This is a genomic window from Demequina sp. (genome assembly GCF_016278765.1).
Classification (GTDB): domain Bacteria; phylum Actinomycetota; class Actinomycetes; order Actinomycetales; family Demequinaceae; genus Demequina.
Genome location: NZ_JADQBE010000031.1, coordinates 101,657 through 116,483 on the forward strand (window position 1 = coordinate 101,657; position 14,827 = coordinate 116,483).

At 64.7% G+C, this 14,827-nt stretch carries 12 protein-coding genes; all 12 read right to left on the reverse strand.

Features of this window, described 5'->3' with window-relative positions; genetic code table 11:
* Positions 1 to 7: 7 nt before the first annotated feature.
* The 12 genes from QZZ29_RS06395 to QZZ29_RS06450 all read right to left on the reverse strand — a co-directional run bounded on the left by QZZ29_RS06395 (position 8) and on the right by QZZ29_RS06450 (position 14,788).
* Complete coding sequence (locus QZZ29_RS06395) at positions 8 to 676, reverse strand: type II secretion system protein (protein WP_291382156.1); 669 nt, start codon at positions 674 to 676, stop codon at positions 8 to 10.
* The gene (locus QZZ29_RS06400; RefSeq protein WP_291382157.1) at positions 669 to 2,492 is read right to left on the reverse strand and encodes a prepilin-type N-terminal cleavage/methylation domain-containing protein; all 1,824 of its coding nucleotides are present in this window, start codon (positions 2,490 to 2,492) and stop codon (positions 669 to 671) included. Before QZZ29_RS06400 ends, QZZ29_RS06395 begins: the two co-directional genes overlap by 8 nt.
* Before the next feature lie 100 nt (positions 2,493 to 2,592).
* The gene (locus QZZ29_RS06405; RefSeq protein ID WP_291382158.1) at positions 2,593 to 3,042 is read right to left on the reverse strand and encodes a type II secretion system protein; all 450 of its coding nucleotides are present in this window, start codon (positions 3,040 to 3,042) and stop codon (positions 2,593 to 2,595) included.
* Between the two features lie 98 nt (positions 3,043 to 3,140).
* The gene (locus tag QZZ29_RS06410) at positions 3,141 to 4,370 is read right to left on the reverse strand and encodes a type II secretion system F family protein (protein ID WP_291382159.1); all 1,230 of its coding nucleotides are present in this window, start codon (positions 4,368 to 4,370) and stop codon (positions 3,141 to 3,143) included.
* An 18-nt stretch (positions 4,371 to 4,388) separates the two neighbouring features.
* Positions 4,389 to 5,735, reverse strand: a complete 1,347-nt coding sequence (locus tag QZZ29_RS06415; protein ID WP_291382160.1) for a PilT/PilU family type 4a pilus ATPase — start codon at positions 5,733 to 5,735, stop codon at positions 4,389 to 4,391.
* A 37-nt stretch (positions 5,736 to 5,772) separates the two neighbouring features.
* A complete protein-coding gene (locus QZZ29_RS06420) occupies positions 5,773 to 7,440 on the reverse strand; it encodes an ATPase, T2SS/T4P/T4SS family (RefSeq protein ID WP_291382182.1) in 1,668 nt (555 codons plus the stop codon).
* Positions 7,441 to 7,518: 78 nt separating this feature from the next.
* Positions 7,519 to 8,394 carry a shikimate dehydrogenase gene (locus QZZ29_RS06425; RefSeq protein WP_366479162.1) on the reverse strand — a complete coding sequence of 292 codons (876 nt, stop codon included), beginning with the start codon at positions 8,392 to 8,394 and terminating at the stop codon, positions 7,519 to 7,521.
* The gene (gene mltG / locus QZZ29_RS06430; protein WP_291382161.1) at positions 8,373 to 9,491 is read right to left on the reverse strand and encodes an endolytic transglycosylase MltG; all 1,119 of its coding nucleotides are present in this window, start codon (positions 9,489 to 9,491) and stop codon (positions 8,373 to 8,375) included. Before mltG ends, QZZ29_RS06425 begins: the two co-directional genes overlap by 22 nt.
* Positions 9,484 to 9,951, reverse strand: coding sequence for a Holliday junction resolvase RuvX (gene ruvX, locus QZZ29_RS06435; protein ID WP_291382162.1), 468 nt, complete (start codon positions 9,949 to 9,951; stop codon positions 9,484 to 9,486). The genes mltG and ruvX overlap by 8 nt, the downstream gene beginning before the upstream one ends.
* Positions 9,944 to 12,613 (reverse strand): alanine--tRNA ligase, encoded by a 2,670-nt coding sequence (gene alaS / locus QZZ29_RS06440; RefSeq protein WP_291382163.1) that lies wholly within the window; start codon positions 12,611 to 12,613, stop codon positions 9,944 to 9,946. Before alaS ends, ruvX begins: the two co-directional genes overlap by 8 nt.
* A gap of 93 nt (positions 12,614 to 12,706) precedes the next feature.
* Positions 12,707 to 13,333, reverse strand: coding sequence for a 30S ribosomal protein S4 (gene rpsD, locus QZZ29_RS06445; RefSeq protein WP_291382164.1), 627 nt, complete (start codon positions 13,331 to 13,333; stop codon positions 12,707 to 12,709).
* A 123-nt stretch (positions 13,334 to 13,456) separates the two neighbouring features.
* On the reverse strand, positions 13,457 to 14,788 hold the full coding sequence (locus tag QZZ29_RS06450; protein ID WP_291382165.1) for a replication-associated recombination protein A: 1,332 nt from the start codon (positions 14,786 to 14,788) through the stop codon (positions 13,457 to 13,459).
* Positions 14,789 to 14,827 lie beyond the last annotated feature (39 nt).

A 14,827-nucleotide genomic window follows, 5' to 3' on the forward strand; every position in this document is an offset into this window, starting at 1 on the left:
TCTTTTCCTATGGTGTGGGCACGACGTTGCACGTGAGTGAAGGATAGCCGTAGACCGTGTTGCGTCCCGTAACGACGGAGGTCAACACCTGCGGCTTTGAGCCCGTCTTCGCGTCGGGATCAGTCATGCGCAAAGTGACGCGGATGTTCTGCGCGTCGGTACCCGACGGGAGGGTGGTGTCCACCCAGAAGGGCGGCCATGACTGCGAATCCGTGGCCGCGAAGGTGGCCGACGGCGCGACGAGGTTGGAAGCGACGCGGCTCCACGACGTGGCCGTGCTCGTGTCGTCGGGCTCCCACTCGCGATACTCCAGTGCCCCATACTCGCTGTCAGGGGGGAACTTCACGCGCCACTGCACGCACATGTCGTCTCCGCCCTCCTGCGTATAAATCCGCAGCGAGTAGTTGGCCGGCACCCCCGATTCGGCGACGCCGTCGTTCAGGGGATCAAGGATCAGGTTGCCCGAACGGATCTGCCGGTCGATCTGCGCCAGGCCCAGCCGCCCCTGCTCGACGGCACGCTGACGACCGAGGTTGTCCTTGGCCTGGTACATCATGGTGATCATGAGGCTCAGGATAATCGCCATCAGCACCGAAAAGATGGTCATCGAGACCAGCAACTCCACCAGGGTGAAGCCACCCTCTTCGCGCCGCGCGCGTCGGAATCGCCTAACCATTGGGGCTCTCCTTGAACAGCGCCGCCGCCTGCGAACCATTGATGATCGTCTTGACCGTCATGGTCCACGGGGTGAACGAAGACGCCGCAGTCGGCTCGATGTCGTAGTAGATGATGACCTGCACCAAACCGTTGCCGGCGGACACCGAACAGCCATCGTCGCCCTTGCAGTCCGTGGACGACAGCACGTTGAAGAAGGTGCGTGTCACGTCGATCGTTCCGGTGGCGGTGACGGTCGCAAGGCTTGTCGTCCACGTAGCGGATCCGATGTCCCAGTGCCCGAGCAGCCCGGTGCTAAGCGAGAAGGAGGAATATCCGGTGCCATCCCAATACTCGATAGACCCGCTCCTGTCCCACGTGGGATCCACCGCAGTGGCGCCCACGCCGCGTTGCACGGAGACCGAGTCCGCGTAGTTGGTCATCTTGACCAGGTAGTCGTCGGCGCCGGCCCAGTCATCACCGGTCACACCTCCGACCACCACGGAACCAATGCTCTTTTGCGCCCCGGCCGACGTGCAACCCGACGTACTTCCCGTGACGGTGGTGCAGCCCACCGAGGAGTTGCCGGCGACGGTGGCGAAGCGGGCCGCCCACGCTCGGTCCGACGGCGGCCCGGAGGTGCCGACGCTCGCGAAGGAGAGCGTCTTGCCGTCCACCGTGAGCCCCATACTCGCCGTGTTGCCGGTGCCAGTGACCGAGCCAGTCCCACACGGTGCGCCTGCCGTGACATCGAAGGCCAAGCCTGTGGTGCAGGCCTGCGTGGTGACGGCGCGAGCCGTTCCGGTACGGGAGTCATCGGAGCGAACGTTGAAGGTGAAGGGGCCCGAGCTGAGTCCGTACGTCGAGTCCGCTCCGAAGCCGCTGACGTCGGCAGGGTTCGGAGGCGCCGCGCCCGTAGTCGCGTCGTCTGAAGCCTCGTTCTCGTACAGTGTGGAACCGCGCGTCCAGCCGTTCGCGCTCGGCGACGTGGAGTCGAAATTGTCATCCCATAGCACTCCACCGAGGCTGGCCACGCTGGTCGCCTTGGACACCTGCTGGCTCGAGACGCGTGCGGAGGAACTGCCAGTGGTCATCTGCATCTTGTAGTACGGGGACCCGTTCAGCAGAGGCAGGAGCGCTGACCCGTCGAGTGATGCCGCGGACGCGGAGACGCTGATCTTGCTGGTGGAGGCCGTCGCCTCGAACTGTGCCTGGCACGCCGCGAGGTACGGGGCCTCGGCGTTACCACAGGCGCTCCCGGTCGGGGCGTAGGCGGTAGAGGTGAGCACGGTCTCGACCGTGTCACCGCTGCCACGCTTGTTCCACGACGCGACCACGACGAGACCTCGCGCGTTCGCGTTTCCGGCCTGGTCGGCCGTCACGTACGTGCGGACCGTAAAGGTGTCACCGTTGCCCGACGGCGATGACACAAGCTGTTTGTTTGAACCGGTACCATCGAACAACGGTGGCCACGGGCTTGTCAGGACCTGGTCGGATCCGGTCGAACCAATCAAGAGCGCATAACTGCGAGAACTGACCGTGAGCGTTGAGCCGGTGACGAAGGGGTCCCCGCCAGCGGCGGTCACGAAGCCGGAGTACAACCCCTTCTTGAGGTAGTGCCACGGCATCGAGCGCAGTTGTTCCATGGCCTGGTTCGCGATTGCTGTTGACTCCTGGCGCGCCTGGGACTCCGCGTTCGTGGTGAGCGCCCGCGCCTGGACAGTGATGATTGCGATCAGCACGATAGCGATGACGAGCATGGCGACAACGAGTTCGACCAACGTGAATCCTGCGTCACGTTGGTTCAACTTGTCTCGCCGAACTCTTATCACGTTCATCTCTTTCCTCAGCAGCCTTACCAGTGTTTCCTCGGGTGGAGAGAGGTTTTGCCTCTCTCCACCCGAGGCCGCGACTTGCTATCGCACTAGCTCAGGGAACCTATACCGCTCCGTCACACGTGCCCGGCTCAAGGCCACCCTCTGCCGAGTACTTGAAGCCGTCAGTTGCCGCCACGTCGCCCGACGGGTTGCTCACAGACACACACCAAGTGACCGCCTCTGTGCCGGCCGTGGAAGTCTGGCTGTCAAACACAACGTTGGCCGAAGCGTTACCGACATCGTCCGTGCCGAGCAACCAGTGACCAGAGGTGGCATCCTTCGAGACGGTGGGGGGCGTTCCGGTGGCGTCAACATAGTAGGTGGCCATTTCCTTGCCAAGGGTAGACACATCGGCCTTGGCTGCGGAGTCTTCGGCCTTCTTCCGCTGGTTCAGGAAGATCGGAATGGCGATAGCGGCAAGAATGCCGATGATGATCATGACCACAAGAAGCTCAATGAGCGTGAAGCCCTTGTCTTCCTTGGCCAACTGCTTGCGAACACGAGCCATCATGATAGTTCTCCTTAAACGTTGATCTTCATTGTGAGTAAGTAAAGGCGGTTTCCCGCCTCCTTGAAGGGCTCAACACCCCTCAAAGTCTGTGTGTGGAGTTATTGAATAAGGTCAAAGACCATGAAGATAGGCATGTAGAGGGCGACAATCATGCCGCCGATGATCGAGCCGAGCACTGCGATCATGAGTGGCTCGATCAGCGAGGTGAGCGCCGCGGTGGTGGCCTCTACCTCTTGATCGTACAGATCTGCAATTTTGTCCAGCATGGTGTCAAGCGCCCCGGTGTCCTCGCCCACGGCCATCATTTGCACGGCCATGGGCGGAAACACCGGGTGCTGCGCAAGCGGCGCCGCAAGCGACTGGCCCCGCCTCACCGAGTCCTTCACGGACGCCGTGGCCTTCTCGATCACCACATTACCCGATGCCTGACCAACAATGTCGAGAGCCTGAAGAATCGGAACTCCCGCCCGCACCATCGCCCCAAAATTTCGGGCAAATCGTGCTAAAGCGATCTTCTTCATCAAAAGGCCAAAAACGGGCAATTTGAGTTTGATGGGATCGAGACGCTCGCGAACCGAGTACTTATTCTTATTTCTTTTCCACCATGCCATGAAGGTGATGATTCCCACAACGATGAGTGGCGAACTCCACTTCAGCACGTCTGACATGGTCACCAGAATCTGGGTGGGCAACGGAAGTTCGCCGCCCAGATTCGCAAACATCTCTACGAACACGGGCACGATGAACAGCAACATCCCGATCACCGCCACAATGGCGATGACGAACACCACCACGGGATAGGCCATGGCTGACTTGATCTTGCCCCGCAGTGCCACCTCGGATTCGAAGTTGCCGGCGATCGACACCAGCACATCGTCGAGGAAGCCTCCCACCTCCCCGGCCCTCACCATGTTGATCATGATGGGAGGAAAGACGTCGGGGTGCTTGCCCAGCGCCTGCGAGAAGCTCTGACCCGTCTCAACGTCATTGCGCACGTAGCCCAGGACCTTCGCCAGCGGCTTGCTCTCGGTCTGCTCGGTGAGGATCATCAACGCCCGCAACAGCGACAGTCCGGCACCGATCATCGTGGCGAGCTGCCGCGCCATGATCGAGATGTCCTTCAGCGTGATCTTGGGGCCAAAGCCGGGGATATTGATCTCGCGATTGAGGCCGCTGTTGCCCTTCTCCGAGACGTTGAGCACCGTGAGACCCCGGTCCCTGAGGCGCGAGGATACGAAGGACGCCGAGGCGCCCTCCATGGTGTCTTTGTGCACCTTGCCCGCGGAGTCGCGGGCGGTGAACTCGTACTTCTTGGTGACTGTTGCCATGTCGTCGTGCCTCCCTCCTTAGGTCGTCACTCTGCCGCAGAGTCGCTTGAACTCTTCGACGCTGTGGCACGTCTCCGCGCCCACCTCATACGAGATGGCGCCGTTCTTGACCAACTCCGCGAGGTGCTGGTCCATCGTCTGCATGCCCAAGTTGGCTCCCGCCTGCAACGCCGTATAGATCTGGTGAACCTTGCCTTCGCGGATCAGGTTGCGGATGGCCGGAGTCGCGATCAGCACCTCGACTGCAGCCGCACGGCCGGGTCCGTCGGCCCTTCTCAGCAGGGTCTGGCACAGAATTCCCTGAATGGCCGTTGCCAGCTGCGTCCTGACCTGCCCCTGCTGGCCCGCCGGGAACACGTCGATGATGCGGTCGATCGTCTGTGCCGCGTCCTGCGTGTGCAGCGTCGCGAACACGAGGTGGCCGGTCTCGGCAGCCGTGAGGGCCACCTGGATGGTCTCCAGGTCGCGCATCTCACCAATCAGGATAATGTCGGGGTCCTGACGCAGCACGTGCCTCAGCGCGGCCTGGAAGGAGTGGGTGTCAGCACCCACCTCGCGTTGATTCACGAGGCTGCGCTTGTGGCGGTGCAGGAACTCGATCGGGTCCTCGACCGTCATGATGTGGGCGCTACGCGACCGATTCGCGAGGTCCACCAGCGACGCGAGGGTGGTCGACTTACCCGAGCCCGTGGGCCCCGTCACCAGAACCAGTCCACGGGGCAACGCCGCAAAGGCGTTGACCGCCTCCGGAATTCCGAGTGCGTCGAGGGACTTGATCTCGTACGGAATCATCCGGAAGGCCGCGCCCACGGAATCGCGCTGACGGTAGATGTTGACGCGGAACCTCGCCTCACCCACCAGGGCGTGTGAGAAGTCGAGTTCAAGGCGTTCCTCGAACTCCTCACGCTGCTTCTGAGTCAGCATCGCGTAGAGCGAGCGCTGCAGGCCGTCCTGGCTCAGCGGCTCATAACCTGGTAGGGCCGCCAACTGGCCGTCGAGGCGCACCATTGGGGGCGCCCCGGACGTCAGGTGAAGGTCGGAGGCTCCAACGGTCATCATCGCCCTCAAGGCGATGGCGATGTCCAGGTCGCCGGACCGCGTCTCCTGCGCCATGCCGACGCGCTGCTGCCTGGTAGCGGCGCCGGCGCCCGGCTGCTGTGACGGCGCGCCATCGCGTGCGGGCGGCTCAGGCGCCGGGCCAGACGGCGCGGCCCCATAGTTCTGCGGAACGGGGGCCTGCGGCGCAGGCGATAGCTGTTGCGGCGCCGCGCCGTACTGCGGAGCTTGGGGGGTCGGGGCTTGGGTGGTCGACGGTGACGTTCCCGCGGGTGTGCCCTGCTCGGCAGGGTCGAAGTAGGTGTTCATCGCGCATTGCCTCCTGGCACGCTCACGTTGCTTGGGCTCACTTGACGACCCTCAGCAACTCTTCCAGGGACGTCAGCCCCGCTTGCGTCTTAGCCCAGCCGTCCATGAGCAGCGTCTCCATGCCGTTCGCCACCGCCGTGCGCGTAATCTCTGCAGACGAGGCCCGCGAGACCGCAAGCCGCTCCAAGTCCTCGTCCATCACCATGATCTCGTGGAGCGCAAGCCGCCCTCGATACCCGGTTTGCGAACATTGCGAACAGCCCACCGGCGCGGACAACGTGACCTCGCTGCCCTTGACGTGGGGTTGAATCTTCTCGGGCAACTGGCTTGTGGGAAACGGTCGGTCCTCCTGGCAGTAGGTGCACAGCCGACGGGCCAAGCGCTGCGCCACCACGCAGTCCACCGCAGAACCCACCAGGAACGGCTCCACATCCATCTCAATCAGGCGGGTGATGGCCGATGGCGCGTCGTTGGTGTGAAGAGTCGACAACACCAGGTGGCCGGTGAGCGCCGCCTCGATCGCAATCTGCGCAGTCTCCTGGTCGCGGATCTCGCCCACCAGCACCACGTCGGGGTCGGCGCGCAGGATCGACCTGAGGGCCGACGCAAAGGTCAATCCCGCCTTCGGGTTCACCTGAACCTGGTTGATCCCGGCGATCCGGTACTCCACCGGGTCCTCGACCGTAATGACGTTGATCTCTGGGCGCGCGATCTGGTTGAGCGTCGCATACAGGGTGGTGGACTTGCCCGAGCCCGTGGGTCCCGTGACCAGGATCATTCCGTAGGGCTTGGTGAACGACCTCCGGTAGCGCAACGTGTTCGTGTCGCTCAGTCCGAGGTCTTCAAGGTCGAGCGCCGCGGTGGTGTTGTCGAGGATACGCATGACGACCTTCTCGCCCCACACCGTGGGAAGGGTGGCGACACGGAGGTCAATCTTGCGGCCCTGGTGGTTGACGGAGAGTCGACCGTCCTGGGGCTTACGACGCTCGGCGATGTCGATGTCGCTCATGATCTTGAGTCGAGACGTCACCCCAGCCGACGAAGCCCGGGGCGCCCGTTGCATCTCATGCAGCACGCCGTCGATCCGGTAGCGGATAGCCATGTCCTTCTCGCCGGGCTCGATGTGAATATCAGACGCGCGGTCCAGGATGGCCTGCGTGATGAGCAGATTGACGAACCGCACGATGGGGGCGTCATCCTCCGTGGAGCTCGACAGCCCACCCAATTCGCCAGCAACGTCGCCGACGTCGCCCAATTCATCCTGAAGTTCGTCCAGTTCGGAGTCGGCGCGGCAGAAGCGGTCAATGGCGGCATTCACGTCCTCGTAGGTGGCGATGACCGGAACCACCTGCATGCGCGACGCGGAACGGAAATCGTCGACTGCAACCACGTTGGAGGGATTGGCCATCGCCAGTTTGAGGACGTCACCGTCTCGGGAGACGGGGAGGGCGTTGTGGCGGCGACACAGCGCCGCCGGCACCAACGCGACCGCCGACTGGTCCACCTGGTAGGACGTGAGATCCACGAATTCCATGCCGACCTGCTGCGCGAGCGCGCGCACCAACTGCGACTCGGTGATCATGCCGAGCTCTACGAGGGTGCGACCGAGCGTCTGCTGCCTAGCCTGTTGTTCGTCAATGGCATCCATCAACTGGTGCTCGGTCAAAGCACCTTCTGACATGAGGATCTCGCCTAGCTGTTGCACTCGCTCTCCCAGCCTGTCAGTCACCCCTGGAATTCAGGAACCAAAACTAACATCGGCAAGGGCCTTAGCGATAGAGCCTTATGACGTAGTCAACACCCGGTTGAGAGCCGCCTCCATTGCTCCAAAGGGCGCGGTCAGCCCCGTCATCAGGCGCACCTGCTCGCCCGCCTGGTGCAGCAGCATCCTCACCCCGGAGATGGCTGTGCCACCGCCGCGCGACCACCCCTGGGCGAGAGGAGTCACGAGCGGTGCATACACCACGTCAAGCAGATGCCCTGAGGTGCCGACACCGCCGCGCTGCAATCTTTCGGCAAGTTCCCCACCCGCGTCGGCGGGGATGGTCGACACCACGACGTCAGCCGTGGCGAGAGCCTCGAGCGCTTCCGCCGAGGCCAAGTCCACGAATCGGGGCTGCACACCCATCTTTGACGCCGCGCGCATCAGGGATCCGGCTCGAGCCCGGTCTCGCACAAGGACGCTCGGGTTCCCCGCACGCATTGAACCCAAAGCGGCCAGTGCCGACGTTGCAGTCGCGCCCGCGCCGATCACCACCGCACGGGACACAGACGCCACGCGCGCTTCCGCGAACACCGCGACCACTCCGTGAATGTCGGTGTTGGCACCCACCCACTGCCGGTACTGCCCCAATCCGGAGGACACGAGGGTGTTGACGGTGCCAACGAGCTTCGCCTGAGGCTCGACGAAGTCGGCGAGGCGCGCGGCCTCGAACTTGAGTGGCATCGTGAGGGACAGACCCGCCCACGAGTCGTCCCGGCCGGCAAGGAACTCCTGCAGCCCCGCCGCGTCAACGTCAATGGCCTCGTACGTCCAGTCCAAGCCCAGTGCCGCGTACGCCGCCGAATGCAACACGGGAGACAGCGAATGCGACACCGGGTGACCGAGAACAGCTGCCCGGCGACGCGTCGGCAGCGCTACTTGTTCGCGTCGATCCACTGCCGCAGAATCTGGGAGTTCTTGAGGTGGTCGTCGTAGGTGGTGGCGTAACGCGTCTCGCCGGTATCGAGATTCACCGTGACGTAGAACAAGTAGTCATGGCTCGCAGGGTTGACCGCGGCGTCAATGGACTTGGCGCCAGGTCCGGCGATCGGCCCGGGAGGGAGCCCCGCGTACATGTAGGTGTTGTACGGGGAGTCGACCAGCTTGTCATCCGCGCTGACGAATGGCCCGTCTGAGGGCGCGATGTACTTCACTGTCGCGTCAAGCTCGAGGTTCATTTCGCGATCCAGCCGGTTGTAGATCACTCCCGCGATGAGCGGTCGGTCGACGTCGAGCTTCGCTTCCTTCTCAATCAACGAGGCCACCGTGAGGATGCGTTCGCGATCCTGCGGCGCGACGCCGGCGTCATCGAGAGTCTTGATGGTCGTCGCGATCATCTCCCGCATCACGTCGGACGGAGTGACGCCTGGGTTGAACTGATACGTCGACGGGAAGAGCCATCCCTCGAGATTGCCAGCCGCTTCGTCGGGCAGCCCCAGCGCGGCGGTGTCTTCCGCGGCGGCCCTGACCTCGTCAAGTGACGCCCCCGTCAGCGAGGCGATCTTGTCGAAGTAGTAGTCAAGGGCCTTGCCTTCGGGAACCGTGATCTTGCGAAGGTCGCGGTTGCTCGGGTCGAGCAATGCGAGCAGCGCGTATTCCGCCTTCATCTCGCGCTGCATGAAATAGAAACCGGGCTTGATTCCCGAAGAGTCGGGATTGGCCCTGGCGGCATTGATGAACGCCTGCTCCGACGCGACAACGCCCTGGGCGTACAAGGTGGCCGCGATGTCGGCTCCGGTGTCACCCGGTTCGATCACCACCTGCACGGTGCCTTGGCCCAGACCGTCATAGTCGGCGACCTCAGTGCTGTTGTTGGCAAAGGTGGTGGTGAGGAAGTTGTAGGCCACGGAACCCGCGAGGGCCAGCAGAACCAGTCCAATGGCGATGAACGCCAGCGCCCACTTGCGCCGCCTGGCGCGCCGCTGCAGTCGCTGCACCCGCCGCAAGTCCAGCGACGTCGTGGTAGTCACCTCGGCTTCGAACAGGTCAGTCATGGTTCTCCTCGCGCGCCACCGTTGTGGCCACTGTACCCAGATTCCCCCGCTTCGCAGCATCCAAAACTGTTTCGAGGATAACCACTGCGGCGGCCTGGTCAATAGTCGGTCGTTGGCTCTTGGCACTTCTGCCCGCTTCCCGCATCGCGCGCGATGCGGTCGCTGTCGACAGCCTCTCGTCGACCAAACGCACGGGGGTATCGAGGCGTTCCGCCACGAGTGCCGCAAAGACCCGCGCATCGGCGGCGGAGGCTCCCTCCGCTCCCGACAGGTGCCGAGGCAGCCCCACGTAGATCTCGACGGCGCCGCGTTCGTGGGCGATCGCGGCGATCCGGGCCGGCGCGGCATCGTTGCGCGGAACGGTCTCCACCGGAAAAGCCATGATGCCGTCGGGGTCACTTGCGGCGACGCCGACGCGCACCGTGCCCACGTCGACACCGATACGCACTCCCCTAGCCACGCTCCCCCACGGACCTGGCGATCGCCTCGAGCGCGGCGGGAATGGCGGCCGCGTCCTGTCCGCCGCCCTGCGCGAGGTCAGGCTTGCCGCCCCCGCCGCCACCCAGGGCCTTCGACGCGAGCTTTACGAGGTCCCCTGCGCGCATGCCCGCATCCCTCGCGGGCGCGTTCGTTGCGACGACGATCGACGGCCTGCCGTCGAGATCGGCGGCCAGCGCAACCACCACCGGCTCGCTGTCGCCCAGCCGCGCTCGCACGTCCATCGCCAGGGCGCGCAGGTCGTCGGCGCTGCCCGCGTCGGCTACCGCGAGGCTCGCCAGACGCGTGCCCGCGACCTCGACCGCATTGCCCGCGATCCCGGCCGCCGCCGAAAGAAGCGCCTGCTGGCGCATGCCGGCCAGCTCCTTCTCGACATGAGCGAGCCGTTCCACGAGCGAGTGCACACGGCCCGTCAGCTCGTGAGGTGGGGTCTTCAGCGACGTGGTCAGCTCGCTGACAATCGAGCGCTCCGCAGCCAAGTGGCTGAACGCGTCAGCGCCCACCAGCGCCTCGATGCGGCGCGCACCCGAGCCCACGGAACCCTCGCCGGTGACCGTAAGCAGCCCGATTTGGCTTGAGTTGTCCACGTGCGTGCCCGCGCACAGTTCACGCGAGAAGGGCCCGCCAATCTCGACCACGCGGACGCGGTCGCCGTACTTCTCGCCAAACAAGGCCATCGCCCCAAGCGCCTTCGCCTCGTCGAGCGACATGACGTTGGTGTCGACCGGAAGCTCCTCCCGGATGGCGCGGTTGGCGATGTCCTCGATCTCGCTTCGCGCGGTGCCTGAGACACCCTGGGTCCAGGAGAAGTCGAGTCGCATGTAGCCGGGCTTGTTGTACGAACCCGCCTGGTTGGCCTGCTTGCCCAGCACCTCGTGCAGAGCCGAGTGAATGAGGTGCGTGGCGGAGTGCGCCTTGGACGCAAGCCGACGGTTGAGCGGGTCGACCTCGGCGGAGACCACATCGCCCACGGCGATCGTGCCCTCCTCGACCTTCACCGAATGCACGATGACGTCCTTGATCGGGCGCTGGACGTCCATGACCTCGAGAGTCGCGTTGGGGCCCCGAATCTCGCCGGTGTCCGCATCCTGGCCACCCGATTCCGGGTAAAACGGGGTCTCGGACAGGATGACCTCGACCGATTCACCTGCCGATGCGGCGGGGATGGCCACGCCCTCCTTGATGACGGCGACAATCTTCGACTGCACCTGCAGCTCGTCGTAACCGCGGAACACCGAGGGCGTGGTGGCGGCGACCTCTTGATACGCGCCAAAGTCGCCGTGCGCGCCCTTCTTGGCCTTCGCATCGGCCCGCGCGCGATCCCGCTGCTCCTGCATGAGCGACCGGAAGGCGCCCTCATCGACGGACAGGCCCTGCTCGGCCGCCATCTCCAAAGTGAGGTCGATCGGGAAACCGTATGTGTCGTGGAGCGCGAACGCTTCCTTGCCGCCCAGCACGCGTCCGCCGGCCGACTTGGCAGTCGCGACGGCGGAGTCGAAGAGCGATGTGCCCTGCGCGAGGGTGCGAGCGAACGCCTGCTCCTCTGCGGCGGCGACCGCCTTGATGTGGTCCCAGTTCTTGTCCAACTCGGGATACGACGCCCGCATCGCCTCGTAGCTCGCTTCAAGGAGCTTCACCAAGGAGTGTTCGCTGACCCCCAAGAGTCGCATCGAGCGAACCGACCGGCGAAGCAGGCGGCGCAACACGTACCCGCGACCCTCGTTGCCGGGAGTCACGCCGTCGCCAATCAACATGAGCGAGGAGCGGACGTGGTCCGCGATCACGCGAAAGCGAACATCGTCCTCGCCGTCTTTACCGTAGGCCCTGCCCGAAAGCTCCTGAGCCTTGGCGATGACGGGAAAGACCTCGTCGATCTCGAAGAAGTTCTCGACGCCTTGCTTGAGGAACGCGATGCGCTCGAGACCCGCTCCGGTGTCGATCGCCTTGTGCTCAAGTTCGCGAATGAGCGGGTAGTCCTTGCCCGAGCCGGGGCCGCGCAGGTACTGGTCGAACACCAGGTTCCAGATTTCGAGGTAGCGGTCCCCGCCGGGGTCGACGGTGCCGCCCACCGCGTCCGGCCCGTATGCCGGCCCGCGGTCGTAGTGCCATTCGGCGCAGGGTCCCGCGGGTCCAGGCTGTCCGGTGTCCCAGAAGATCTCTTCGCGCTTCAGGCGCACGATGTGGTCGGGGTTCACTCCCACATTGGTGAGGTAGGTGAACGAGTCGTCGTCTTGTTCCCAGATGGTGACCCAGAAGCGGTCTGGCTCGAAGCCCAGCTTGCCTTCGGATTCTGGACCCGTAAGGAAGTCCCACGCGAACCGAATCGCGCCTTCCTTGAAGTAGTCGCCAAAGGAGAAGTTGCCGAGCATCTGGAAGAACGTGCCGTGCCGGGTGGTCTTGCCGACCTCTTCGATGTCCTTGGTGCGAATGCACTTCTGCACGGAGGCAATGCGGGGGTGGGGCGACGTCTCTGAGCCGATGATGTACGGAATGAACGGCACCATGCCCGCCACGGTGAACAGCAGCGACGGATCGGGAGACACCAACGATGTCGAGGGCACCACGGCGTGCCCCTGGGACTCGAAGTACTCAAGCCAGCGCTTGCTGATCTCCGCCGTACGCATTACTACCTCCACACGAGACAACGCCGCCGGGCCCCGACGTGTGCCATGGGCCCGGCGGACGTTGGTTCAGGTCTGCAAAGTCACTCGTGCGTCTTAACGCGCGTAGTACTCGACAACCAACTGCACTTCGCAGATGATCGGAACGTCCGCACGCTTCGGCCGACGCAGCAACTGGGCGGTCAGCTTCTCGAGCTGAACGTCCAGGTAGTCCGGCACCTCAGGCAACACGTCGCGGTGTGCACCGGCGGCGGCAGCCATGTAGGGCTCCATGGTGACGGCCTTGGCCTTGACCTGGATGGTCTGGCCGGGCGAGACACGGAACGAGGGGCGGTCGACGATCTTGCCGTCGACGAGGATGTGGCGGTGCAGCACCGTCTGGCGGGCCTGCAGGATGGTGCGGGCGAAGCCGGCGCGAAGCACGAGCGCGTCGAGACGCATCTCCAGCAGCTCGACAAAGGCCTCGCCGGTCAGACCGGCTTCCTTGCGAGCCTCTTCGAATGTGCGCGCCATCTGCTTCTCGCGCAGGCCGTACTGGGCGCGAAGACGCTGCTTCTCGCGCAACCGGACGGCGTAGTCGCTTTCCTTGCGACGCGCGGTACGACCGTGCTCGCCGGGCGGGTAGGGACGCTTCTCGAAGTGCTTGACGGCCTTGGGGGTGAGCGCGATGCCGAGAGCGCGGGACAGGCGCACCTGGCGGCGCGCGCGTTGAACCTGAGTCATTACTTTCCTTAAGTGTGGGCGTGTCGAGACACGCCAGAGCCGTTCACTATCTGTGATGTCGCGGCGACAGCAGCCAACCGTCCGCGAGGGCAGGCGACCATGATAGCAAGAAACCGCGGAAAGTCAGTTCTCTCGCCCTAAGAGCCTGCGGAGGGTTGCGAGGCGGTCCGAGAGCGACCGCTCGTTGCCGTGTTCCGTGGGTCGGTAGTACCGGGTTCCGGCAAGCGATTCAGGCAAATACTCTTGCGCCGCCACGCCGTGCGCGGCGTCGTGCGAATACTCATAGCCCTTGCCGTGGCCGATGCGCTCGGCTCCCGCATAGTGCGCGTCCCTCAGGTGCGAGGGGACCACGCCCGCTCGCCCGGCCCGCACGTCTGCAATGGCCGCGTCGATGGCCAGGTAGGAGCGGTTGGACTTGGGCGCCATCGCCAGGTACGCCGTGGCCTCGCCCAAGGGGATGCGGCCCTCGGGCATCCCGATGAAACTCACCGCATCGGCCGCCGCTTGGGCAATCACGAGCGCCTGTGGGTCGGCAAGACCGACGTCTTCGGACGCGAGGATCACGAGCCTGCGGGCAATGAACCGCGGGTCCTCCCCCGCCACCACCATGCGGGCCAAGTAGTGCAGGGCGGCGTCAACATCGGAGCCCCTCACCGACTTGATGAACGCGCTGATCACGTCGTAGTGCTGGTCGCCCGACTTGTCGTACGCGACGAGCGCGGCGTCCATGGCCGCCTCGGTCACCGCGGCCGTGATGATGCCGTCGTTGTCGGCCGCCGCGTCCGCGACCGATTCGAGCAGCGTCAGCGCCTTGCGGGCGTCGGCGCCGGCGACGCGCACCATGTGGTCGCGGGCATCGTCAGCCAGCGAGACCTCTCCCCCCAACCCGCGCGGATCTGCGACCGCCCGGTCGAGCAGGGCGCCGATGTCCTTGTCTGTGAGGGGCTTGAGCGTGAGGAGCAGGGAACGGGACAGCAGCGGTCCCACCACGGAGAACGAGGGGTTCTCGGTGGTGGCGCCGATGAGCGTGATCCAGCGGTTTTCGACGGCGGGAAGCAACACGTCCTGTTGGCTGCGCGTGAAGCGGTGGATCTCATCGATGAAGACCACCGTCTCCCGCTCCCCGGTAGCGAGCCGGCGCTTGCTGTCCTCGATGATGGCGCGCACATCCTTCACGCCCGCGGTGACGGCGCTGAGCTCGATGAATCTGCGCTGACCGGCGACCAGGTACGCAAGCGTGGTCTTTCCGGTACCCGGCGGGCCCCACAAGATCACGCTCGCGGCGGGAGTGTTCTCCCCGATCAGCCGCCGCAGCGGCGCGCCGTCACCCAAGAGGTGCGCTTGACCCACCACCTCGTCGAGGGAGCGAGGCCGCATCCGGACCGCGAGCGGCGCCGACGCACTCGCGGCGGGCACACCGGTGGCGTCCGTCCTGGCGGCGTCGAAGAGGTCCACGGTGTCCACTGTAGGCGGCACGTGACGCAGTGCGGTCGC